Here is a 23,203-nt window from a genome sequence, read left to right on the forward strand (position 1 = left end):
TCAACAAAGCTTTCGATTTTGGGATAACAACCATGTCCAGCAGCACACTGAATCCGTCCGAGATCAGCGAACTGATCAAGAGCCGCATCGAGCAGTTCAAGCTCGGCGCGGAAGCGCGCAACGAGGGCACGATCATCAGCGTGTCCGACGGCATCGTGCGCATCCACGGCCTGGCCGACGTGATGCAGGGCGAAATGATCGAACTGCCGGGCAACGCGTTTGCGCTGGCGCTGAACCTCGAGCGCGACTCGGTCGGCGCGGTGGTGCTGGGCGAATACCAGCACCTGCGCGAAGGCGACACCGCCAAGACCACCGGCCGCATCCTCGAAGTGCCGGTTGGCCCGGAACTGCTCGGCCGCGTCGTCGACGCGCTGGGCAACCCGATCGACGGCAAGGGCCCGATCAACGCCAAGCTCAACGCCGAAGTCGAGAAGGTCGCGCCGGGCGTGATCTGGCGCAAGTCGGTCGACCAGCCGCTGCAGACCGGCTACAAGTCGGTCGACGCGATGATCCCGGTCGGTCGTGGCCAGCGCGAGCTGATCATCGGCGACCGCCAGACCGGCAAGACCGCGCTGGCGATCGACGCGATCATCGCGCAGAAGGGTTCGGGCATTAAGTGCATCTACGTGGCGATCGGCCAGAAGCGCTCGTCGGTGGCCAACGTGGTGCGCAAGCTGGAAGCGCACGGCGCGCTGGCGCACACCATCGTGGTGGTCGCCTCGGCCTCCGAGTCGGCTGCGCTGCAGTACGTGGCGCCGTATTCGGGTTGCGCGATGGGCGAATACTTCCGTGATCGCGGCGAAGATGCGCTGATCGTGTACGACGATCTTTCCAAGCAGGCCGTGGCGTATCGCCAGATCTCGCTGCTGCTGAAGCGTCCGCCGGGCCGCGAAGCGTATCCGGGCGACGTGTTCTATCTCCACTCGCGTCTGCTCGAGCGCGCATCGCGCGTGTCCGAGGAATACGTCGAGAAGTTCACCAACGGTGAAGTGAAGGGCAAGACCGGTTCGCTGACCGCGCTGCCGATCATCGAGACCCAGGGCGGCGACGTTTCGGCGTTCGTGCCGACCAACGTGATCTCGATCACCGACGGCCAGATCTTCCTGGAAACCGACCTGTTCAACGCCGGTATCCGTCCGGCCGTGAACGCCGGTATCTCGGTGTCCCGCGTCGGCGGTGCCGCGCAGACCAAGATCGTCAAGAAGCTGTCCGGCGGCGTGAAGCTGGCGCTGGCGCAGTTCCGCGAGCTGGCCGCGTTTGCACAGTTTGCTTCGGATCTTGACCCGGCCACCCGCGCCCAGCTGGACCGTGGTCAGCGCGTGACCGAGCTGATGAAGCAGGCGCAGTACGCGCCGCTGTCGATCGCCGAGCTGGCGCTGTCGGTGTACGCGGCCGAGAAGGGCTACCTCGACGACCTGCCGGTGAACAAGGTGCTGGCGTTCGAGAAGGGCCTGCACGCCTTCATGCACCAGAACCACGAAGAGCTGATGAAGAAGATCGTGGCCACCGGCGACTGGAACGGCGACATCGAAGCCACCTTCAAGGCCTCGCTGGACGAGTACAAGAAGACCGGTAGCTGGTAAGAGGAGCCGGGAACAGGGAATAGAGAATCGGGAATAGGAAGAGCCACGGCGCATCGCGCTCCGCTTTGAACCATTCCCCATTCCCCATTCCCCATTCCCCCGAGTGAGCAAAGCGAGCGAGTAAAGCATGGCCAGCGGACGCGAAATCAAAACCAAGATCAAGAGCACGCAGAACATGCGCAAGGTGACGCGCGCGCTCGAAATGGTCTCTGCCGCGAAGATCCGTCGTGCGCAGGACCTGATGAAGGCTTCGCGTCCGTACGCCCGCTCGATGCGCAAGGTGATCGCGCACGTGGCCCAGGCCAGCACGGATTTCAGCCATCCGTTCCTGACCCAGCGCGACAACGTGGCGCGGGTCGGTTTCATCGTGGTGTCGACCGACCGTGGCCTGTGCGGCGGCCTCAACTCCAACCTGTTCCGTCGCCTGCTGCCGGCGATCGTCGAGTGGCAGAAGCAGGGCGTGCAGGTCGACGTGGTCGCGGTGGGCCAGAAGGCGGTGGCGTTCTTCCGGCGGCTCAAGGGTGTCAACCTGATCGGCAGCGTCACCCATCTGGGCGAGAAGCCCAAGCTGGAGCAGCTGGTCGGCGTGATCAAGGTGATGATGGACGCCTATACGTCCAACGGTCTGGATCGCGTGTTCCTCGCCTACAACGACTTCGTCAACACCATGACGCAGAAGCCGACCATCGATGCGCTGCTGCCGCTGCCGCTGGTGGCCACGGAAATGGAAGCCCATCAGGCGGCCGGCGAGTCGGCTTACGCCGGCGTGAAGCTGGAAGCTAGCCACGACTGGGACTACATCTACGAGCCCGACGCGCAGACCGTGCTGGAGCACGTGCTGGGTCGCTACATCGAGTCCGTGGTGTACCAGGCGGCCCTGGAGAACCTGGCCAGCGAGCACGCCGCCCGCATGGTCGCGATGAAGAGCGCGTCGGACAACGCGAACAAGGTGATCGGCGAATTGACGCTGGTCTACAACAAGGCCCGCCAGGCCGCGATCACCCAGGAAATTTCCGAAATCGTGGGAGGAGCGGCTGCGGTGTAACCGCGGCAGCTCTTGAAAAAAATTCATGGCGACGCGAAGCGGCGCCGCAACAGACCTAAAGAGATTCATCCGGAGCTATCAGCATGAGCCAGGGCAAAGTTGTTCAGATCATCGGCGCGGTCGTCGACGTGGAATTCCCCCGCGATCAGGTGCCGCAGGTGTATGACGCACTGAAGATCGACGGCACCGAGATCACGCTGGAAGTCCAGCAGCAGCTCGGCGACGGCATCGTGCGCACGATCGCGCTCGGTTCCACCGAAGGCCTGAAGCGCGGCCTGCAGGCGCGCAACACCGGCGAAGGCATCAAGGTGCCGGTCGGCAAGGCGACCCTCGGCCGCATCATGGACGTGCTCGGCAACCCGATCGACGAAGCCGGCCCGATCGGCGAGCAGGATCAGTGGGTCATCCATCGCGAAGCGCCCAGCTATGACGAGCAGGCGGCTGCGACCGACCTGCTGGAAACCGGCATCAAGGTCATCGACCTGGTCTGTCCGTTCGCCAAGGGCGGCAAGGTCGGCCTGTTCGGCGGCGCCGGCGTCGGCAAGACCGTCAACATGATGGAGCTGATCAACAACATCGCCAAGGCGCACTCGGGTCTGTCCGTGTTCGCCGGCGTGGGCGAGCGTACCCGCGAGGGCAACGACTTCTACCACGAGATGAAGGACTCCAACGTCCTGGACAAGGTCGCGATGGTCTACGGCCAGATGAACGAGCCGCCGGGCAACCGCCTGCGCGTCGCGCTGACCGGCCTGACCATGGCCGAGTACTTCCGCGACGAGAAGGACGAGACCGGCAAGGGCAAGGACGTGCTGCTGTTCGTCGACAATATCTACCGCTACACGCTGGCCGGTACCGAAGTGTCCGCGCTGCTGGGCCGCATGCCGTCCGCCGTGGGTTACCAGCCCACCCTGGCCGAGGAAATGGGCGTGCTGCAGGAGCGCATCACGTCGACCAAGACCGGCTCGATCACCTCGATCCAGGCCGTTTACGTGCCCGCCGATGACTACACCGATCCGTCGCCGGCCACCACCTTCGTGCATCTGGACTCCACCGTGGCGCTGTCGCGCGACATCGCCAGCCTGGGCATCTACCCGGCGGTGGATCCGCTGGCCTCGACCAGCCGCCAGCTCGATCCGCTGGTGATCGGCGAAGAGCACTACAACGTCGCCCGCCGCGTGCAGGGCACGCTGCAGCGCTACAAGGAACTGAAGGACATCATCGCGATCCTCGGCATGGACGAGCTGAGCGAAGAGGACAAGCAGGCGGTGTCGCGCGCGCGCAAGTGCGAGCGCTTCTTCTCGCAGCCGTTCCACGTGGCCGAAGTGTTCACCGGCTCGCCGGGCAAGTACGTGTCGCTGAAGGAAACCATCCGCGGCTTCAAGATGATCGTGGACGGCGACGTCGACCACCTGCCGGAGCAGGCGTTCTACATGGTCGGCGGCATCGACGAGGCGATCAAGAAGGCCGAGGACATGGGCGCCAAGAAAGCCGCCTGAGGCGGCTTTCGGGAATCGGGAACAGAGAATGGGGAACCGGCAAAGCAAAAGCGCCGGTTCCTACCGCTCCTGACCATTCCCCATTCCCGATCCCCCACTCCCTTCGAGCGTAGCGAGAAAAGCCATGACCCAAACCATTCGCGTCGACATCGTCAGTGCCGAAGCCGAGATCTTCTCCGGCGACGCGACGATGGTCGTTGCCACCGGTGAGCTCGGTGAGCTCGGCATCACGCCGCGCCACGCACCGCTGATCACCCGCCTGAAACCCGGTCACGTCGACGTGCTGCTGGACGGCGGCGAGCGCCAGCAGTTCTGGGTCTCCGGCGGCATTCTGGAAGTGCAGCCGCAGGTGGTCACCGTGCTGACCGACAGCGCGGCCCGCGCCGCCGATCTGGACGAGGCCTCCGCGCAACGCGCCAAGCAGGAAGCCGAGGCGGCCCTGGCCAATCGCACCGACGCGATGGAAATTGCCGAGGCGCAGGCCAAGCTGGCCGAAGCGATGACCCAGCTGCAGGCGCTGGAACGTCTGCGCAAGAATCTGAAGCACTAGCCGTCTGATTGACGCGGGCTACCGAAGCGACAGAAAGCGCCGGCCTCGTGCCGGCGTTTTCGCGTGTGGAACAGATGAATCCGGGACAGCCATGCCGTGGTGGTGGCAGTATATATTACACGTGTAATCTGATAGCTTCCGAGGCCTCGTCCATGGCAGGAGCCCATCATGATCCGATTCGCGCGCAGGTTGTCACTGGCCGTTCTGGCCGCATCGCTGGCCGGCTGTGCCAGCACGTCCCGGATTGCGCCGCCGCCGCCCAGTGGCGATGCCTCATGGCGGATGGTGGCGCCGCCCGGCACGGTGCGTTACCAGTTGGCGATGGGCGAGGTGTTCAGCGGCGCGACGCCGTTCCGGCGCGTGAAGCCGGCGTATCCGCCGGGCTGGCTGGCCATCTGCCCGCCGCCGCAGGAGGTGCCGGCGCTGTTGATCATCGATGACCAGGGCGCGGTGGCCGAGGTGCGCGTGAGCGGCGAGCGGCAGGCCGATGCGAGCCGGCACGCCTTCATCGATGCGGTGCGTGCCGCCGCGCGGCAGTGGCAATTCCAGCCGCTGAGCATCAGCCGCTGGGCCGCGGACGCCGACGGCAACAGCCATGTGGTGGACAGCGGCACCCGGCCATTCAGCCTCACCTATGTCTTCCGCTTCGAATGCCACGCGGGCCAGTCCTCGGTTTCGGCCGCGGCGGCGCAGCCCTGAGTCAGGCCTGCCGGCAACGGGCGCCGAACCGGCTGCTATGCTTTTCGATCGAAACACGTCAGGGCCGACAGCATGAATCACGCACCACTCCACGTCATCATCCTCGCGGCCGGCGCCGGCACGCGGATGAAATCCAGCCGCCCCAAGGTGCTGATGCCGTTGGCCGGACGGCCGTTGCTGGCGCATGTCATCGAGGCCGCGCGGGCGTTGCAGCCGGCAGCGTTGCACATCGTCTACGGCCATTGCGGCGAACAGGTGCAGGCGGCGTTCGCCGACCAGGCCGACCTGCGCTGGGCGCTGCAGGCCGAGCGCCTGGGCACCGGCCACGCGGTGGAGCAGGCGCTGGGCGAGGTGCCGGACGACGCGCGCGTGCTGGTGCTGTATGGCGACGTGCCGATGACCCGCGTCGAGACGCTGCGGCAACTGGTGGAAGCCGAGGGCGGCTTCAGCCTGCTGACCATGCGGCTGGCCGAGCCGCGCGGCTACGGTCGGGTGCTGTGCGACGGCAATGCCCGCGTGCGGGCGGTGGTCGAGGAAAAGGACGCCGACGACGTGCAGCGTGCGGTGAACCTGGTCAACACCGGCATCCTGATCGCCGGGGCCGGCGCCTTGCGTGGCTGGATCGGGCGGCTCGATCGCAACAACGCGCAGGGCGAGTATTACCTCACCGACATCTTCCGCATGGCGGCCGAGGAGAACCATCCCGCGTTGAGCGTGGAGTGCGCCGATCCGGTCGAGGCCGCCGGCGCCAACAATCCGCTGCAGCTGACCGAACTGGAGGCGGCTTTCCGCCAGCGCGCCGCGCACGCCCTGCTTGGCGACGGCGTGCGGCTGGCCGACCCGCTGCGCATCGACGTTCGTGGCGTGGTCACGGCCGGACGCGACGTGGAGCTGGACATCGACGTGATCCTGGAAGGCGACGTTGCGCTGGGCGACGACGTGCGCATTGGCGCCTTCACCCGCTTGCGCAACGTGCAGCTGGCGGCCGGCACCGTGGTGCAGTCGCACTGCGACCTCGATGGCGTGGTCACCCACGGCCCCTGCATGATCGGCCCGTTTGCGCGGCTGCGCCCGGGCACCGAGCTGGATGCCGGCGTGCACGTGGGCAATTTCGTCGAGACCAAGAAGGCCCGTCTCGGCGAAGGCAGCAAGGCCAACCACCTCACCTATCTCGGCGACACCGAGGTGGGCCGTGGCGTCAACATTGGCGCCGGCACCATCACCTGCAACTACGACGGCGTGAACAAGCACCTCACGCGGATCGGGGACGGCGCCTTCATCGGCTCGAACAGTTCGCTGGTCGCGCCGGTGTCGATCGGCGCCCAGGCCACCATCGGCGCCGGCTCGGTGATCACCCGCGACGCGCCCGATGGCGAGCTGACCGTGGCGCGCGGCAAGCAGCAGACTTATGAGGGCTGGAAGCGGCCGGTGAAGCGGTAGTCGGTCGGAACGGGGATGCTCTAACCGTTCCCCCGTTCCTCAGACGTACCGCCAGCCGTCGATCTCGAACAGCAGTTCGCTGCGGCAGATGTCGCCGTGCAACAGCAGCACCGGCACGCCGGGCAGCCGACTGCCGAGAAACTCGCGCACGCGGACGGCGTCGCCGCGATGGCGAACATACGCCTTCAGCGGCGAGTGGCTGTCGAACCCGCTGGCCATGCCGGCATTGGCCAGCAAGGCGTCGAGATTGACCATGGTTTCGGCGAGCTGGGCGTCCAGGTCGTGCTGGTGCGCCGACGCATGGCCGACCACGGCGGCCGTGCCGGAAATGGCCAGCACATCGCCGGCTGGCAGGCTCATCGCGCGGGCGAAACTGGGCGGGGTCCGGCCGTACTGGCGGGGGTAGCGCCAGGCGCTGACCTGGCGCGGGTTCTCGACTTTCTGGCCGGGGCGATCGCAGGCCAGCAGGTAGACCTGCAAGCGATGCGCGTCGCCGTGGTGACCGATCGCCGTGGCGGCCGGAAAACCTTCGCTGAAGAAATCGCCCATGCCGCTGGCGCGGCCATCGCAAAAATGCTTGTAGTGCTCGGCGTCGCCATCACCGTGGTTGATGGCCCCGAGGTAGTTCCATACGCGCTGCACGTGATGCTCCGCCCGCGCGGCTACCAGCTGGTGCAGCTGTCGATAGGCCAGCTCCGCGGTGGCCGTGGCGCCGCCATGCTCGCGCTCGTCCAGCTCGATCGAGGCAAACAGCCAGCCACCGCCGGCCGCCCAGTGCATCGCACCGTCGCGACCGCTGCTCACCGACGCATCGACCTGCCACAGCTCCAGCGGTGCCGGGCCATCGAACGCTTCCAGCGGTACCTGCAGATAACGCGGATCCCCGCTGCGCGGGGCGTGTTCGCCGAAGCCGAACACCGCCAGCGTGCCGGGTTCGGCAAGCACCGCGGCGGGTTCGGCCATGCGATAGGAAACCCGCGGCGCGCGGCGCGCCAGCGAGTCGATTTGCGGGTTTTCACTTCCCTGAACCATTCTCGACAACCGGGGACGACAAGGGCGCTATGTTACACTCCGCGCCCACTGCCACCGGGGGGAGGCAATGAAAACACCGTACGGAATCGAGCATGGCAGAGCAGACCGCAGCGCAACACGAATTGGCCACCCTGGTGGTGGAATGCCTGAACCTCGAGTCCGTCACGGCGGAGCAGATCGAGCCGGATGCACCGCTGTTCGGCGGCGAACTGGGGCTGGATTCGATCGACGCGCTGGAGATCGCCCTGGCCGTGTCCAAGCACTACGGTTTTCAGTTGCGCTCGGACAACCCGGAGAACCGGCAGATCTTCACCAGTCTGCGCAGCCTGTCCGACCACGTCGAGCAGCATCGCGCCGGCTGAGGTTGGCCGACGTTCGCAGTTGCTCCGCCATGGTTTCGTCACGCGGTCTTCCCGTGGGGATGGCAGGGTGGCCATCCGGATGAAGCTCACGCGGAACCTGGCATGACGGCATCCCCTCCATCGTCCGACCATGCGCGGCGCCTTGCGCTGTGCCTGTTGCCGGCGTATCCCCTGCTGGCGATCGCCGGTGCGGTGAGCCATCGACAGATTTTCGCGCTGCTGGCGCTGGCGCTGCTGCTTACCGTCCTGCTGCTGCCAGCCATGCTGGCGCGACGAGGTGCGGCATGGCTGTCGTGGTGCGCCGTGCTGGCCGGCCTGCTGCTGGTCTGGATGCGCGGATTCGCCGACCTGCTGCTGGAAGCGGTGCCGGTGCTGATCAATGTGCTGCTGGCGATCTGGTTCGGCCGCACCCTGGTAACCGCCGAGCCGCTGGTGGAACGCTTCATCATCGCCATCGAAGGGGCCGAGCGATTGCAGCAGCCGGGTGTCGCGGCCTATGCTCGACAGCTCACCTGGTTCTGGACCCTGTTGCTCGGCGCGCAGGCGCTGCTGCTGACCGTGTTGCTGCTGTGTGCCGATCACGGCGGCCTGCTGCAGCGCTTCGGCGTCGCCTCGCCGCTGCAGGTGCCCGAGCGCTGGGCGGCCGCATGGCTGCACCTGGGTTGCTACGCGCTGCTGGGCGTGGCGTTCCTGCTGGAGTATCTCTACCGGCGCTGGCGCCTGCGCCACCTCAGTCATCCGGGCCTGCACGACATGATGCTGCAACTGGCGCTGCACTGGCCGCAACTGGTGCGCGGCAAGCGGGTGATGCCGTCATGAGCGAGCGCTTCGAACAGCCTGTGCGCATCGACGCCATCCATCCGGCATTGCCGGGGCACTTCCCCGGCCATCCGCTGGTTCCCGGCGTGGTCTTGCTGGAACAGATTGCGCTGGCGCTGGGCCGCTGGCGCGGGCAGCGTCTGGCGCGGGTACTCGAGGCGAAATTCGTGGCACCGTTGCTGCCCGATGAAACGGCCACGCTGTGTCTGACCGGGGTCGCGACGGAAGGCTCGCGGGCCCGCTTCGAAATCCGTCGCGACGGTTGCTTGCTGGCGCGCGGCGTGGTCGAGGGATCTGCATGAGCAACGACGAACACTGGCAAAGCCGGCCCGAGGGCGGCGGCCGCTTCGCGATCTGGCTGATCCGCAGCATCGCCCTGTACGGCGGCCGCCGGCTGGGCCGGTTGTGCCTGTATCCGATCACGCTGTATTTCTACCTGCGTCGCGGGCCCGAGCGGCTGGCCTCGCGGCAGTACCTGGAACGCGCGCTGGGCGGCCCGGTGTCATCGTGGCAGGTGCTGAAACACATCCATTGCTTCGCCGCCACGATCCTGGACCGGATCTTCCTGCTCGCGCATGGCGAGCAGCCGTTCGAGATCGAGACCGAAGGCCTGGAGTTGCTCGACGAGCGCTACGCGCGCGGTCATGGCGTGCTGCTGTTCGGTTCGCACCAGGGCAGTTTCGAAGCCCTGCGCGCTGTGGGTGCGCGCAGACCCGACATGCCGCTGCGGGTGGTGCTGGACAAGCAGAAGACGCCGGCGATGACCGAGCTGCTGGAAGAGCTGGCGCCGGAAGTGGGCAAGTGCGTGATCGATGCGGCGCAGGATGGCACCAGCATCGCGCTGGCGATGGCCGAAGCCTGCCGCAGCGGTGCGCTGGTGGCGATGCTGGCCGATCGTGGTCGCGGCCATGAGGTGCTGCGTCGTACCGAGTTCCTCGGTTCGTCGGCGCCGTTCCCGATCAGCCCGTGGCTGCTGGCGCATACGCTGCAGGTGCCGGTGGTACTGTGCTTTGGCCTGTATCTGGGCGGCAACCGCTATCGGCTGGTGTTCGAGCCATTCAGCGAACGGGTGGAGATTCCGCGGCATGATCGAGGCCCGGCGCTCGATGCGCTGATTGCCCGCTACGCGAAACGACTGGAGCACTACATTCACGTCGCTCCCTACAACTGGTTCAATTTCTATGATTTCTGGCAAGACGCACCTCCTGCTGCCGAGCCTGCTGCTGACGCTGTGCGCGAGCGCGTCGGCGTCTGAGCAGGCGCCTGCGTCTTCCCCGGCGCATGCGCTGATCGCCGCGCTGGGCCAGCCGGCGCCCGCGCATACGGCGTTCGCCGAGGCGCGTTTCCTGCAAGTGTTGCAGCAGCCGCTGGTGGTGTCCGGCGAGTTGTCGTGGCTGGGCGGTGACCAGTTGCAGCGGCGCGTCGACCGGCCGCAACGCGAGACTTCCACCATCGCCGACGGCGAGGTCACCCAGCAGCGCGAGGGCAGGAGTGCGCGGCACTTTTCGCTGAAGCGCGCGCCGCAGCTGCAAGTGTTGCTGGACAGCTTCGTGGCCCTGCTCAGCGGCGACGCGGCGCGTCTGCAGAAGTCCTTCGAAATCACCCAGACGGGGAAGGCCGACGGCGCCTGGACCCTGACCCTGGTGCCGCGCGACGCGCGCGTGGCGAAGACCGTGGCCAGCATCCGCATCGACGGCGTCGGCAAGCAGTCGCGCTGCATGCACATGCAGGAGGCCGACGGTGATCTCGCCGTCGACCTGCTCGGTCCGCTGGCCGCGAAGATGCCCGCCGATCCGACCCGCGAGACGCTGCAGGCGCTGTGCCAGGGCGCGCCCTGAGCATGCGCCGGGGTGCCCGTGCGACCTTGCTGGTCGTGTGGTTGCTGTCTCTGGCCGCGCTGGGCTGGATGGTGGCGCAGCGGCTGAAGATCAGCACCGACCTGCGCAGCTTCATGCCCGCGCCGACCACGCCCGACCAGCGCCTGCTGATGGAGCAGGTCGGCGAGGGCCCGGGTTCGCGATTGCTGTTGTTGTCGATCAGCGGCGCCTCCGACGAGAAGCTGGCCGCGTTGAGCCAGGGTCTGTTCGCTGCGCTGAAGAAGGACCCGCGCTACAGCCAGGTGGTCAACGGCAGTTTCGATCTCGGCGCGCTGGACAGCAGCCTGTTGCCGTACCGCTTCCTGCTCTCGCCCACGCTGGACACGCAGCCGCTGGACGAGGCCTACCTGGCCGATCAGCTGCAACAGCGCCTGGACGATCTGTCCTCGCCCGCCGCCACTCTGCTGAAGGGCCTGCTGCCCCGCGATCCCACGCTGGAAGTGCTGAAGCTGGCCGAGTTGTGGGCGCCGGCGAAGTCGCCCGAAGTGCGCGAAGGCGTGTGGTTCTCGCCGCAGGACGAGGCGCTGCTGCTGGTGCAGACGGTGGCCGCGGGCTTCGATCCGGGTGCACAGGAACAATCCATCGACGGCATCCGCCAAGCCTTCGCCGCGCTGCCGGGCAGCGCGGCGGCGAAGCTCGATCTCAGCGGTCCGGGCTATTTCAGCGTGGTCGTGGGCGCGCAGACGCGGCACCAGGCCGACTGGATCGGACGCATCTCCACCGTGGGTTTCATCGCGCTGCTGCTGCTGGCCTATCGCAGTTTCAGTTCGCTGCTGCTGGGCGCGCTGCCGATCGCCAGCGCGGCGCTGGCCGGCATCGCGGCGCTGACCCTGGCGTTTCCCGACGTGCACGGCATCACCCTGGCGTTCGGCTTCACCCTGCTCGGCGTGGCGCAGGAGTACCCGATCCGCGTGCTCAGCCATCGCCGCGCCGGTGAGGATGCGGTGCAGAGCGTGCGCGCGTTGTGGCCGCTGCTGCTCACCGCGATTGCGTCGGCGTGCATCGCCTACCTCGCGTTCTACGCGTCCGGCGTGAATGGCCTGAAACAGCTGGCGGTGTTCACCATCGTCGGCCTGCTGGTGGCCGGCTTCAGCACGCGCTACCTGCTGCCGCACCTGCTGCCTCGGCGCGTGCGCGACGTGGCCGGCATGGCCTGGCTGGCGCGGGCGCGGCGCTTCGTCGACCAGCTGCCACGGCCGCGCTGGATTCCGCTGCTGGTCGCCGTCGCGATCGTGGCGATGCTGGCCCTGGCGCGTGGTTCGTTCTGGCAGAACAACCTGGCCGCGCTGACCCCGCTGCCGCAGGACCTGCTGCAGCACGACGCACGCCTGCGCGAGGCGCTGGGCGCGCCCGACGTGCGCTACCTGCTGGTGCTGCAGGCGCCGACCGAGCAGGGCGTGCTGGCGTTGTCGGAGCGGTTGCAGCCCCAAGTCGACGCGCTGGTGACAAAGCATGCCGCCGATGCGCTGGAACTGCCGTCGCGTTACCTGCCCAGCGTCGCGGTACAACGCGAGCGGCAGGCGAAGCTGCCTGATCGCGCCACGCTGCAGCGTGCACTGGATGAAGCGCTGCATGGCCTGCCCTTCCGCGCCGACCTGTTCCAGCCCTTCGTCGACGACGTGGAAATCGCACGCAGCCTGCCGCCGCTGACGCCCGAGCGCTACGCGCAGACCCCACTGGGTCAGCGCCTGGCCGCGATGCTGGTCGAGCGCGACGGTCACTGGCTGGGCCTGGGCACGGTCAGCGGCGTGCACGACGTGGCCGCGCTGCAGTCGCTGGGCGCCGGCAGCCACGGCAGCGTGCGTCTGCTGGATCTGAAGGCCGCCTCCGAATCGCTGGTGGTCGACTACCGCACGCGCATTCTGCAAGCGCTGCTTGCGGCCAGCCTGCTGCTGGTGCTGACGATCAGCTTCGCGCTGCGCAGCGTGCGCCGCGCCTGGCATGTGCTGGCGCCGATGACCCTGGCCACCTTCCTGGTGCTGGCGGTGGAGCGGGTGATCGGCATCGAGATCTCGCTGTTCCACCTGGTGGCGCTGATCCTGGCCGGCGGGCTGGGCCTGCACTACGCGCTGTTCTTCGAGCGCGATACCGGCGACCCCGCCGAACAGCGGCGTACCCTGCACGCCACCATCGTCTGCGTGCTGTCCGCGCTGCTGGTGTTCGGCATGCTGGCGTGGGCCACGATCCCGGTGCTGCGCGCGATCGGCCTCACCGTGAGCCTGGGCGTGGCCTTCCACTTCTGCCTGTCGATCCTGATGGCGCCGCATGCTGCCGAAGAGTGATTGGGAAAAGCTGATTCCCCATGCGGGCACGATGTGCCTGCTCGACGCCGTGCTCGCGTGGGACGCACGCACGATCCACGCGACCAGCACCGGTCATGCGCGCGCCGACAATCCGCTGCGTGGCGAACACGGCCTGCATGCGGTGCACCTGGCCGAATACGGCGCGCAGGCGATGGCCGTGCACGGCGCGCTGCTGGCCCGCGCGCGCGGCGACGAACAGGTGCGGCCGGGCATGCTGGTCAGCCTGCGCGACGTGCAGTTGTTCGAGGAGTACGTCGATCAGCTGGACGGTCATCTGGACGTCCATGCCGAATGCCTCTACGCGGACGACGGCGGTGCGCAGTATGCGTTCCGTGTCGAGCATCGCGGTCGCATGCTGGCCCATGGGCGCGCGGCCGTCATCCATCCGTCGATCGCGCCGTCGATCGCGCCGTCGATCGCGGATGCGGGAGCCGCCGGCCCGCTGGCGTGACCCGGGTCGGCATCACCGGCGGAGTCCGAACCGCGCGTGATCGAAACGCAATATGGCGATGATCAGGTTGCCCGGCGAGCCGGTTGACCGCCATCGCGATTGAACATCGCAAGCCATCTTCGCTTATGCTTTGTGGTGCGCCCGGCGTCACGCTGCCCGCGGTGCCGAGTGACCAAGGGAGATCCTGCGCAATGGACATGCTGACGGGCGACTGCCGGACGGAAACCGCAAGCGCCGCGACCCCGCAGCGCCCCTGCCCCTTGCGTCACGCACATCCGATCGACTCTTTCCGGGCCGGGCCACGCCGACCTGTAAGCCCGCCGCCGCCCCGTCGCGGCGTTATCCCCGTTTCTTTCTTCCGGTGACCGCATTGATGCGACCGCCGCCCCGTTCTCTTGCCAAGGACCTCGCGCCATGAACCATACCTACCGTCTGATCTGGAACCGCGCCCTGCGCGTGATGCAGGTGGCTTCGGAACTGGCTGTCACGCCACATCGGAGTGGAGCCACCGCCGCGGCCACGCGCGCCCGCACGCCGCACCGCCTGCTGGCGGTGGCTTGCGCCGCGGCGCTGTCGGTCAGCCTGGTTCCGCTGCCGGCATGGGCCACCGTGGGCGGCAGTCTGGGCGGTGCGGGTGGCGCGGGCGGCGGTGCCTACGGCGGCAGCGGCGGCAACGGCAACGGCACGGGTGGCCAGGGTGGCAGCGGTCTGGCGGGCGATGCCGGCAGCAACGGCAACGGCGGTGATGGTGGCCACGGCGGCTCGGCCATCAGCGCCGGCGGTGCCGGCGGCAGCGTGGGCGCCACCGCCATCGGCAACACCTCGATCAGCGGCGGCGACGGCGCGGACGGCCAGACCGATCCGGGCGTCACCTTCATGAGCGGTGGCGGCGGCGGTGGCGGCGACGGCGTGTACGCCGCAGGCACCAGCCTCGCTCTCGGTGTCGGCCTGGGCATCACCGGCGGCAATGGCGGCAACGGCGGCGACGGTGACCGCATCGGCGGCGGCGGTGGTGGTGGCGGCGCCGGCCTGGTCGTGTTGAGCGATGGCAGCACGTTGGGCAACGCCGGCAGCATCACCGGCGGCAACGGCGGTAATGGCGCCACCGGCCAATGGAGCGGCGGCGGTGGCGGTGGCGGCGCCGGCATCCTGGTGGCGGGCGCGAACGGCAACCTGACCAACAGCGGCCAGATCACCGGCGGTGCGGGCGGCGCTTCGGGCGGTCCGGGCAGCTTCAGCGGCGCCGCTGGCGAAGGCGGCGCCGGTGTCGATCTGGCTGCTGACGGCAGCGAGGTCACCAACAGCGGCGACATCGCCGGTGGCGACGCCTTCACCATCGCTGGCGCCGGCATCGTGGGTGGCAACGGCAGCCAGGTCACCAACCAGGCCAGCGGCAACATCATGGGTGGCGCCACCCTGAACAGCGGCACCACCGGCGGCCACGGCATCACGGCCGCCACCAGCGGTGCGGCGAGCTTCGTCATCGACAACGCGGGCAGCGTGAGCGGCGGCGTGGGCGCCCAGGCCGCTCCCGGTTTCAGCGGCAACGGCGTCGGTGGCAGCGGCATCCAGGCCACCGGCAACGTGACCATCGGCAACAGCGGCCGGATCGCAGGCGGCACCGGCGGCTCCGGTGGCGGTGGCGGCACCGGCGGCATCGGCATCGCGGCCACTGCTGCCAGCGGCGAGCAGATCAGCATCACCAATCGCTCCGGCGGCATCATCGAAGGCGGCTACGGCGGCGTGTTCCATCTCGGCAACATCGGCGGCCAGGGCATTCATGCCAGCGGCAACGTGAGCATCGTCAACCAGTCGGGCGCCTCGATCCTTGGCGACGAAGGCGGCCTCAGCGACATCAGCACCACCGGCGGCACCGCGATCGTCGCCGTCGATGGCGTCAGCATCGACAACAGCGGCACCATCGCGGGCACTGGCGGCATCCTCGCCGGAACCGCCGTGATCGCGAACGCGGCCAGCATCGTCAACCGTGCGGGCGGCACGATCCAGGGCGGCAACGGCCAGGGTGCCAACGCCGGCGCCGCGGCCATCGTCGCCAACGGGCAGACATCGATCGACAACAGCGGCAGCCTGGTGGGCGGCGTCACCTCCGACGATGGCACCCAGGGCATCGCGGTGCTGCTGTCCGGCGGCGGCAATTCCCTGCTGCTGCGCGCGGGCTCCAGCATCACCGGCGCCGTGATCAGCAGCAGCGGCACCGGCGTGGGCGGCGACAGCCTGATCCTCGGCGGCGACGTCGATGCCGTTGGCGGCAACACCTTCGACATCGGCTCCGTCTTCGGCTTTGCCAGCCACCGGAAGAGCGGCGCCAGTACCTGGACGCTCAGCGGCAACGGCTCTGTGGCGCAAACGTGGTCGATCACCGGAGGTACCCTGGTCGGCGACAGCAGCAGTCTGGTCGGCAATATCGACGACGGCGCGGCGCTGGTCTTCGACCAGGCCAGTGACGGCAACTACGCGGGCCTCGTCAGCGGCGCCGGCAGCCTGACCAAGACCGGCACCGGCACGCTCACGCTGAGTGGTGCAAACAGCTACAGCGGCGGCACCTTCATCAACGCCGGCACGCTGTCCGTTGCCGCCGACGGCAACCTGGGCGACAGCAGCGGCGCGGTGAACATCGGAAATGCCACGCTGCAGGCCGGCGCCTCGTTCAGCTCGTCGCGTGCCATCGAGATCACCAATTCCGCCCACATCGACAGCCAGGGTTTCGACGTCACCCTGGCCGGTCCGATCACCACGGCAAGTTACGGCAACCTCATCAAGGACGGCGCGGGCACGCTGACCCTCACCGGCCACGCCAATTCGTACCAGGGCACCGACATCGAGGCAGGCACGCTGGCGCTGTCCGGCGACGGTGCGATCAGCGGCACCCTGAACATCGCCAGCGGTGCCTTCTTCGACCTGTCGCAGACGAACGCGGGAACCCAGGTCGCGACCCTGTACGGCGACGGCACCGTGGCGCTGGGCGCGCAGACGCTCACCATCAGCCTGGGCTCCTCCAACTGGAGCTTCGGCGGTGTGCTGGCAGATGGCGGCATCGCCGGTGGCACTGGCGGCAGCGTGGTATTTGCCGACGACCGCGGCAGCGCCACCTTCAGCGGCATCAGCACCTATACCGGCAGCACCACCATCGCGGCCGGCACCTGGGCACTGACCGGCGCAGGCAGCATCGCCGCATCCAGCGGGCTGACCGACAACGGCATCTTCGACATCGCCGGCACCAGCGCCGGCGCCAGCATCGCCAGCCTGGGCGGCGGCGGCGCGGTGACCCTGGGCAGCCAGACGCTGACCCTGAGCGATGCCCACGACAGCTTCGCCGGGATCATCGCGGGCAGTGGCGGCCTGGTGCTGGCCGACGGCCGCCAGGTGCTGAACGGCGTCAACACCTACGCCGGCCTCACCGAGCTGCGCGGTGGCACCCTGCTGGTGGGCGACGCCGCGCACGCTTCCGCCGCGATTGCCGGCGATGTCCAGGTGGACAGCGGCGCCACGCTGGGCGGCCACGGCCGCATCGACGGTGATGTCGCGCTGCAGTCCGGCGGACACCTGGCCCCGGGCGGTTCCATCGGCACGCTCAGCATCGGCGGCAATCTCGGCGCCGCATCCGGCAGCGTGCTGGACTACGAGTTCGGCGCCCCCGGCGCGGACCTGCATACCTTCGGCGCGGGCGACAGCGTGCAGGTCGACGGCGACCTCACGCTGAACGGTGCCGTGCTCAACGTCGTCGACGCCGGCGGCATGGGCGCCGGCCTCTACAACGTGTTCCGCTGGGGCGGCGCCCTGGTCGAGAGCAACGGCGGTCTTGCCTTCGGCACCACGCCGGCCGGCAGCATCCTGCAACTGCAGACGCTCCTCGCCAGCAAGCAGATCAACCTGCTCAACACCGCCGGCCTGACGCTGAACTTCTGGAACGCCAACGGCCAGGCCACGGCCACCCGGATGGGCGGCGGCAGCGGTACATGGTCGACGACCGCGCCGTTGTGGACCGATGCCATCGGCTCCGTCGACGCGGCTATGCAGCCGCAGCCGGGCTTTGCCATCTTCGGCGGCGATGCAGGCACGGTGACGGTGGATGGCGGCAACGGCGCCGTCACCGCCAGCGGCCTGCAGTTCGCCAGCGATGGCTATGTGCTCGGCGGCGACACGTTGACCCTGGTCGGCGGCCAAGGCGCGACGCCGGTGATCCGGGTCGGCGACGGCAGCAGCGCCGGCGCGGACTGGACGGCCACGATCAACAACGTGATCGCCGGCAGCGACGGCCTGGACAAGGCCGACGCCGGCACCCTGATCCTGGCCGGCAACAACACCTACACCGGCGGCACCACGGTCAGCGGCGGCACGCTGTCGGTGTCCGCCGATGCCAACCTCGGTGACGCCAGCGGCGCCCTGGTGCTCGATGGCGGCGTGCTGCAGGTGACCGGCAGCAGCTTCGCCAGCACCACGCGCGCATTGTCGATGACCGCCGCTGGCGGCGGCTTCGACATCGTCGATGCCGGCCACACCTTCACCGTGGCGCAGGCATTGGACGGCAGCGGCAGCCTGCGCAAGCTCGGTGCCGGCAGCCTGCTGCTGGGCGGCGCCAACAGTTACAGCGGCGGCACCGTCATCGAGGCCGGAACCCTGCAGGTCGGCGACGGCGGCACCAGCGGATCGCTGGGCAGCGGTGCGGTGACCAACAACGGCACGCTGGTGTTCGACCGGAGCGATGACGTGGGCGTTGCCGGCGCGATCTCCGGCAGCGGCGCACTGGTCAAGGATGGCGCCGGCGTGCTCACCCTGACCGGTGCCAACAGCTACGCCGGCGGCACCACGATCCGTGCCGGCATCCTGCAGGTCGGCGATGGCGGCACCGGCGGTTCGCTGGGTAGCGGCGCCGTGACGAACGACGGCACGCTGGTGTTCGATCGGAGCGATGCCGTGGGCTTTGCCGGGGTGATCTCCGGCAGCGGCGCGCTGGTCAAGGATGGCGCCGGCGTGCTCACCCTGACCGGCGCCAACAGCTACGCCGGCGGCACCACGATCCATGCCGGCACGCTGCGCGGCGACACGGTCAGCCTGCAGGGCGACATCGTCGATCATGGCGTGCTGGTGTTCGACCAGGCGACCGATGGCAGCTACGCGGGCCAGCTTTCCGGCAGCGGCAGCCTGCACAAGCTGGGTGGCGGCAGCCTGCTGCTGGGCGGCGCCAACAGCTACGCCGGCGGCACCGCCATCGAGGCCGGCATCCTGCAGGTCGGCGACGGCGGCACCAGCGGTTCGCTGGGCAGCGGTGCGGTGACGAACAACGGCACGCTGGTGTTCGATCGGAGCGATGCCGTGGCGTTTGTCGGCGCGATCTCCGGCAGCGGCGCGCTGGTCAAGGATGGCGCCGGCGTGCTCACCCTGACCGGTGCCAACAGCTACGCCGGCGGCACCACGATCGGTGCCGGCACGCTGCGCGGCGACACCGCCAGCGTGCAGGGCGACATCGTCGATCACGGCGCGCTGGTATTCGACCAGGCGGTCGATGGCAGCTATGCCGCTGCCCTTTCCGGTGGCGGCAGCCTGGGCAAGACCGGTGCCGGCACCCTGACCCTGAGCGGCGACAACCATGCCTTCAGCGGCGACGCCGAGGTCCTGGCCGGCGGCCTGGCGGTGGACGGAACGCTGGGCGGTTCGCTGGCCATGGACGCCGGCACGCGCCTGTCGGGCAGCGGCACGTTGGGCAACCTGGACCTGGCCGGCACGCTGGCACCGGGTCATTCGATCGGCACGCTTTCGGCCAGTGGCGACGTGACGATCCGCAGCGGCGCGTCCTATGAAGTGGAGACCGACGCAGCCGGTCACAGCGATCTGCTTGCCGTGACCGGACACGCCACGCTGCAGGGCGGTGCCGTGCTGAACCTGGCCAGCGACGGCAGCTACACGACGCAGACCACCTACACCATCCTCACCGCCGCCGGCGGTGTCGAGGGCCAGTTCGGCGCGGTCACCACCACGCTGGCCTTCCTCGATCCCAGGCTCGACTACCTGGCCAACGCGGTGCAGCTGACGCTGAGCCGCAACGACGTCGATTTCTGCGCGGTGACGGTCACCGCCAACCAGTGCGCCACCGGCAATGCGGTGGAACACCAGGGTGGCGGCGGGCTGTACGACGGCTTGCTGAGCCAGGACGTGACCACCACCCGCGCGGCGCTCGGCCAGTGGTCAGGCGAATCGCTGGCCTCGACCCGCACCGCGCTGCTGCAGGACAGCCGCTTCGTGCGCGAGGCGATGGGCGACCGCCTGCATCGCGCGGACACCGCGCAGGATGATGCCCGCGCCGTCGGCGCCAGCGCGGGTTCGATCTGGGTGCACGGCTGGAATCATTCCGGCCACGCCGATGGCGACGGCAATGCATCATCGATGCAGGGCCATGGCAGCGGCATCCTGCTCGGCGTGGATGCGCCGATCGGCGACTGGCTGCGTGCCGGCATCACCGCCGGCGAAGGCCAGGATGCGCTGGACGTCACCGCGCTCGACAGCTCGGCCTACGTGAAGAACCGGCACCTGGGCATGTATGCCGGCGGCCGCTGGAACGGCTGGTCGCTGGATGGCGGCGTGGCCGAAAGCTGGCACGACATCCGCAGCACGCGCCACGTCGATGCCGTGTTGCCGGGGACCTTGCGCGCCGACTACCACGGGCGTACCCGCCAGGCGTATCTCGAAGGCGGCTACCGCTACACCGGCGCGCACGGCAGCGTGCAGCCGTTCGTGAACCTGGCGCACGTGGCGGCATACACCGGCCAGGTCGATGAGCGAGGCAGCGTCACCGCCTTGCGCAGCGCGGGCGAAACCACCGAGGTCAGCCTCGGCACGCTCGGCGTGCGTGGCCTGTGGCAACTGGCGGACGGCGCCGCGACGCCGGTGTCGTTGTACGCCACGCTCGGCTGGCGACACGCATTCGGCGACCTGGTGCCGCTGGCGCAGCAGCGTTTCGCCGATGGCGAACGCTTCACCGTCAGCGGCGTGCCGCTGCGGGCGAATGCCGCGCTGGTGCAGCTCGGCATCGACGCCGGCTTGTCCAGGCACACCAGCCTGCGTGCCGGATATGACGGCGTGCTGGCCGGTCGTGAAAGCGACCATGCGGTGCGGATGACCCTGCAAGTGACGTTCTGAAGGGGGCCACGCGCTGCGCTAGACTCGCGCTTTTGAGCGGACGAAAGTCATGAGCGAACCTGCGAGTCTGCGCCGCGCGCTGGTCACCGGCGGCAGCGGCGAACTCGGTGGCGCGATCTGCCAGGCGCTGGCCGCGGCCGGCTGGCAGGTGATCGTGCACGGCCACCACAGTCTGACCCGCGCCGAGGGCATCGCGGCCGCGATCGTCGCCGCGGGCGGCCGTGCGCAGGCGCTGGCGTTCAACGTCGCCGACGCCGAGGTGACCCGCGCAGCGCTCGACACGCTGCTGGCCGAAGGGCCGATCCACGCGGTGATCAACAACGCCGGCATCCATGACGACGCGCCGATGGCCGGCATGAGCGACGAGCAGTGGCATCGGGTGATCGATGTCTCGCTGCACGGCTTCTTCCACGTGACCCAGCCGCTGTTGCTGCCGATGGCGCGGCAGCGCTTCGGCCGCATCGTGTCGGTCAGCTCGGTAGCCGCCCAGCTGGGCAACCGGGGACAGACCAACTACGCGGCCGCGAAAGCCGCGCTGCACGGCGCCAGCAAGTCGCTGGCGCGCGAGATGGCTTCGCGCGGCATCACCGTCAACGTGGTGGCGCCCGGCGTGATCGAAGGGCGCATGGCCGACGCGGCGTTTCCGCCCGAGCGCATCCGCGAGGTGGTGCCGGCGCAGCGCGCGGGCAAGCCGGAGGAAGTCGCCGCCCTAGTCGCCTTCCTGTGCTCGGACGCGGCCGCCTACATCAACGGCCAGGTGATCGGCGTCAACGGCGGCATGGGCTGACCGGCTACGCCACCGCCCTGAACAGCGGTGGGCGCGGCTGGCCCGACATCGGTGCGTGCAGGCGCGGGTCGCTGGCGCTGGCCTGCAGCACCAGCGCATCAGCCACGCCGTCGAGCATGCGCACGTTATGGCGCAGGCGGGCGCGGACACCGGCTTCGTCGAGCGGATCGTGCAGGGTCGCATTGAGGTCGCCGAACCATGCCAGCGCGCACTGGTCGAGCATCTCGCGCCGGCTGTGGCCGCCGGCGGCGGCATGCCAGTGGCGGAACAGCGACTGCATGCGGCTGTTCAGCGCCTGCGCCTGTTCCAGCTCCGCGCGCATTTCGCCCAGGAACGCCAGGTCGGTGAGCCGCTGCTGGAACACCAGCTGGCACAGCACGCCCCAGTAGTACGCGTAATCCCAGATCACCTTGGCCGACAGCACCTCGGGGTTGCCGAACAGCGGGTACTGCTTGCGGAACAGGGTCAGCGTGCTGTCGTAGAACGAGAGGTACAGCTTTTCGTAGAAGTGCGCGTAGGGCGCGAGGTTGTGGCCGGCGCGGTCATGACCGATCAGCCCGGTGATGTAGGTGTTGCTGATCGCGATGAAGTCGCTGCCGGGCGAGTAGAACGGATCGAGGAAGCTGCCCGCCTCGCCGGTGAGCGCCCAGCGGTCGGCGCTGAACAGCCGGCTGCTGCTGAACGAGTAGTCGCGCAGGAAGCGGAAGTCGAGCAGGCTGTCGCGCTCGGCGGCAATCGCGCGGCTCATCGCCGGCTGCTTTTCCTGCAGCCATCGCAGCGCGCGCTCGAAATCGCGCATGCCGTCCAGCGGATGCATCGCCGCGTCGCAGACGATGCCCACCGAATGTGCGCCCGAGCCCAGCGGGATCAGCCACGCCCAGTAGCCCGCGCCCATCAGGTGGTTGGTCGAGCGCCAGCGCTCGGCCGGTGTGCAGCGCGCGCCCCATTCGGCGTCGTCGCTCCAGCGGCCGATGTCCAGCCGGGTATCCATGCGGAACCACACCGCGTTGGCGTGGTGGCCGTTGTCCACGGTCAGTTGCAACCGGTGACGCAGCAGGCCGGCGCGACCGGAGGCGTCGAGCAGCCAGCGTGCGGCGACGGTGTGTTCGCCCTTGTCGTCGGTGAAGCGCACCTCGTGCGCACCGCCATGTTCGCCCAGGCTGAAACCCCTGACCGTGGCGCCGTCGCGAAAGTCGATGCCGCGCCGCCGCGCCTCCTCGCCCAGGAAGTTCTCGAAGATGCCCCGGTCGAGTTGGTAGCTGGGGATCGGCAGGACCCGGCTCACGCCCAGTTCGGTGGTGTTCTGGATGTCGTCGCGCCCTTCGGAAAAGAAGTAGCGCAGGCCGAACTTGCGGATGTGCGCCGCATCGAGGTGTTCGCGCAGGCCCAGCGTGTGGTCGAAGTAGTGCGCGCCGATCTCCACCGTGGATTCGCCGACCTTGTGCGCGGCCACCGGCAGCGGATGACGGTTGCGCTCCAGCACCAGGATGTCCATGTCCGGGAACTCGCCACGCAGCTGCAGCGCCAGGCAGAGGCCGGCCAGACCGCCACCGAGGATGACCGCTTCGTGCTCCGTCCGGCTCATGCGACGCACTCCGTGGTGG

17 protein-coding genes are annotated in these 23,203 nt (G+C 68.7%); 15 read left to right on the top strand and 2 right to left on the bottom strand.

Annotated features, from left to right (window positions below; genetic code table 11):
- Positions 1-32 precede the first annotated feature (32 nt).
- The 6 genes from atpA to glmU all read left to right on the top strand — a co-directional run bounded on the left by atpA (position 33) and on the right by glmU (position 6,813).
- Positions 33-1,583, top strand: coding sequence for a F0F1 ATP synthase subunit alpha (gene atpA, locus ASD55_RS16560; protein ID WP_007807021.1), 1,551 nt, complete (start codon positions 33-35; stop codon positions 1,581-1,583).
- A 127-nt stretch (positions 1,584-1,710) separates the two neighbouring features.
- Positions 1,711-2,628 carry a F0F1 ATP synthase subunit gamma gene (gene atpG / locus ASD55_RS16565; RefSeq protein WP_056715922.1) on the top strand — a complete coding sequence of 306 codons (918 nt, stop codon included), beginning with the start codon at positions 1,711-1,713 and terminating at the stop codon, positions 2,626-2,628.
- A gap of 83 nt (positions 2,629-2,711) precedes the next feature.
- Entirely contained in the window at positions 2,712-4,124 is a 1,413-nt protein-coding gene (atpD, locus tag ASD55_RS16570; protein ID WP_056715925.1) for a F0F1 ATP synthase subunit beta, read from the top strand.
- 124 nt (positions 4,125-4,248) lie between these two features.
- Positions 4,249-4,674 carry a F0F1 ATP synthase subunit epsilon gene (locus ASD55_RS16575; RefSeq protein ID WP_056715927.1) on the top strand — a complete coding sequence of 142 codons (426 nt, stop codon included), beginning with the start codon at positions 4,249-4,251 and terminating at the stop codon, positions 4,672-4,674.
- A gap of 168 nt (positions 4,675-4,842) precedes the next feature.
- Positions 4,843-5,373 (top strand): hypothetical protein, encoded by a 531-nt coding sequence (locus ASD55_RS16580; protein ID WP_056767920.1) that lies wholly within the window; start codon positions 4,843-4,845, stop codon positions 5,371-5,373.
- A 72-nt stretch (positions 5,374-5,445) separates the two neighbouring features.
- The gene (gene glmU / locus ASD55_RS16585) at positions 5,446-6,813 is read left to right on the top strand and encodes a bifunctional UDP-N-acetylglucosamine diphosphorylase/glucosamine-1-phosphate N-acetyltransferase GlmU (RefSeq protein ID WP_056767923.1); all 1,368 of its coding nucleotides are present in this window, start codon (positions 5,446-5,448) and stop codon (positions 6,811-6,813) included.
- A 39-nt stretch (positions 6,814-6,852) separates the two neighbouring features.
- Here glmU and ASD55_RS16590 read toward each other — a convergent pair whose 3' ends face one another.
- Positions 6,853-7,845: a hypothetical protein gene (locus tag ASD55_RS16590; protein WP_056767925.1), complete on the bottom strand. Its 993-nt coding sequence runs from the start codon at positions 7,843-7,845 to the stop codon at positions 6,853-6,855.
- Between the two features lie 92 nt (positions 7,846-7,937).
- On the opposite strand from ASD55_RS16590, the gene ASD55_RS16595 reads away from it, so the two are divergent.
- From ASD55_RS16595 to fabG, 9 genes are all read left to right on the top strand, one after another.
- A complete protein-coding gene (locus ASD55_RS16595) occupies positions 7,938-8,207 on the top strand; it encodes a phosphopantetheine-binding protein (protein ID WP_056715942.1) in 270 nt (89 codons plus the stop codon).
- Between the two features lie 102 nt (positions 8,208-8,309).
- Positions 8,310-9,026 carry a hypothetical protein gene (locus ASD55_RS16600; protein WP_056767928.1) on the top strand — a complete coding sequence of 239 codons (717 nt, stop codon included), beginning with the start codon at positions 8,310-8,312 and terminating at the stop codon, positions 9,024-9,026.
- Complete coding sequence (locus ASD55_RS16605; protein ID WP_056767930.1) at positions 9,023-9,328, top strand: hypothetical protein; 306 nt, start codon at positions 9,023-9,025, stop codon at positions 9,326-9,328. Before ASD55_RS16600 ends, ASD55_RS16605 begins: the two co-directional genes overlap by 4 nt.
- Positions 9,325-10,281, top strand: a complete 957-nt coding sequence (locus ASD55_RS16610; RefSeq protein WP_056767934.1) for an acyltransferase — start codon at positions 9,325-9,327, stop codon at positions 10,279-10,281. The genes ASD55_RS16605 and ASD55_RS16610 overlap by 4 nt, the downstream gene beginning before the upstream one ends.
- A complete protein-coding gene (locus tag ASD55_RS16615) occupies positions 10,208-10,864 on the top strand; it encodes a LolA-related protein (RefSeq protein ID WP_056767937.1) in 657 nt (218 codons plus the stop codon). The genes ASD55_RS16610 and ASD55_RS16615 overlap by 74 nt, the downstream gene beginning before the upstream one ends.
- 2 nt (positions 10,865-10,866) lie before the next feature.
- On the top strand, positions 10,867-13,185 hold the full coding sequence (locus tag ASD55_RS16620) for an MMPL family transporter (protein ID WP_200946244.1): 2,319 nt from the start codon (positions 10,867-10,869) through the stop codon (positions 13,183-13,185).
- A complete protein-coding gene (locus ASD55_RS16625; protein WP_056767944.1) occupies positions 13,169-13,657 on the top strand; it encodes a hypothetical protein in 489 nt (162 codons plus the stop codon). Before ASD55_RS16620 ends, ASD55_RS16625 begins: the two co-directional genes overlap by 17 nt.
- A gap of 414 nt (positions 13,658-14,071) precedes the next feature.
- Positions 14,072-20,812: an autotransporter-associated beta strand repeat-containing protein gene (locus ASD55_RS18905; protein ID WP_056767945.1), complete on the top strand. Its 6,741-nt coding sequence runs from the start codon at positions 14,072-14,074 to the stop codon at positions 20,810-20,812.
- A 49-nt stretch (positions 20,813-20,861) separates the two neighbouring features.
- A complete protein-coding gene (gene fabG, locus ASD55_RS16635; protein ID WP_056767948.1) occupies positions 20,862-21,599 on the top strand; it encodes a 3-oxoacyl-ACP reductase FabG in 738 nt (245 codons plus the stop codon).
- 4 nt (positions 21,600-21,603) lie between these two features.
- Here fabG and ASD55_RS16640 read toward each other — a convergent pair whose 3' ends face one another.
- Entirely contained in the window at positions 21,604-23,184 is a 1,581-nt protein-coding gene (locus tag ASD55_RS16640; protein WP_056767951.1) for a tryptophan 7-halogenase, read from the bottom strand.
- Positions 23,185-23,203 lie beyond the last annotated feature (19 nt).

Source organism: Rhodanobacter sp. Root561 (assembly GCF_001427365.1).
Lineage (GTDB): Bacteria > Pseudomonadota > Gammaproteobacteria > Xanthomonadales > Rhodanobacteraceae > Rhodanobacter.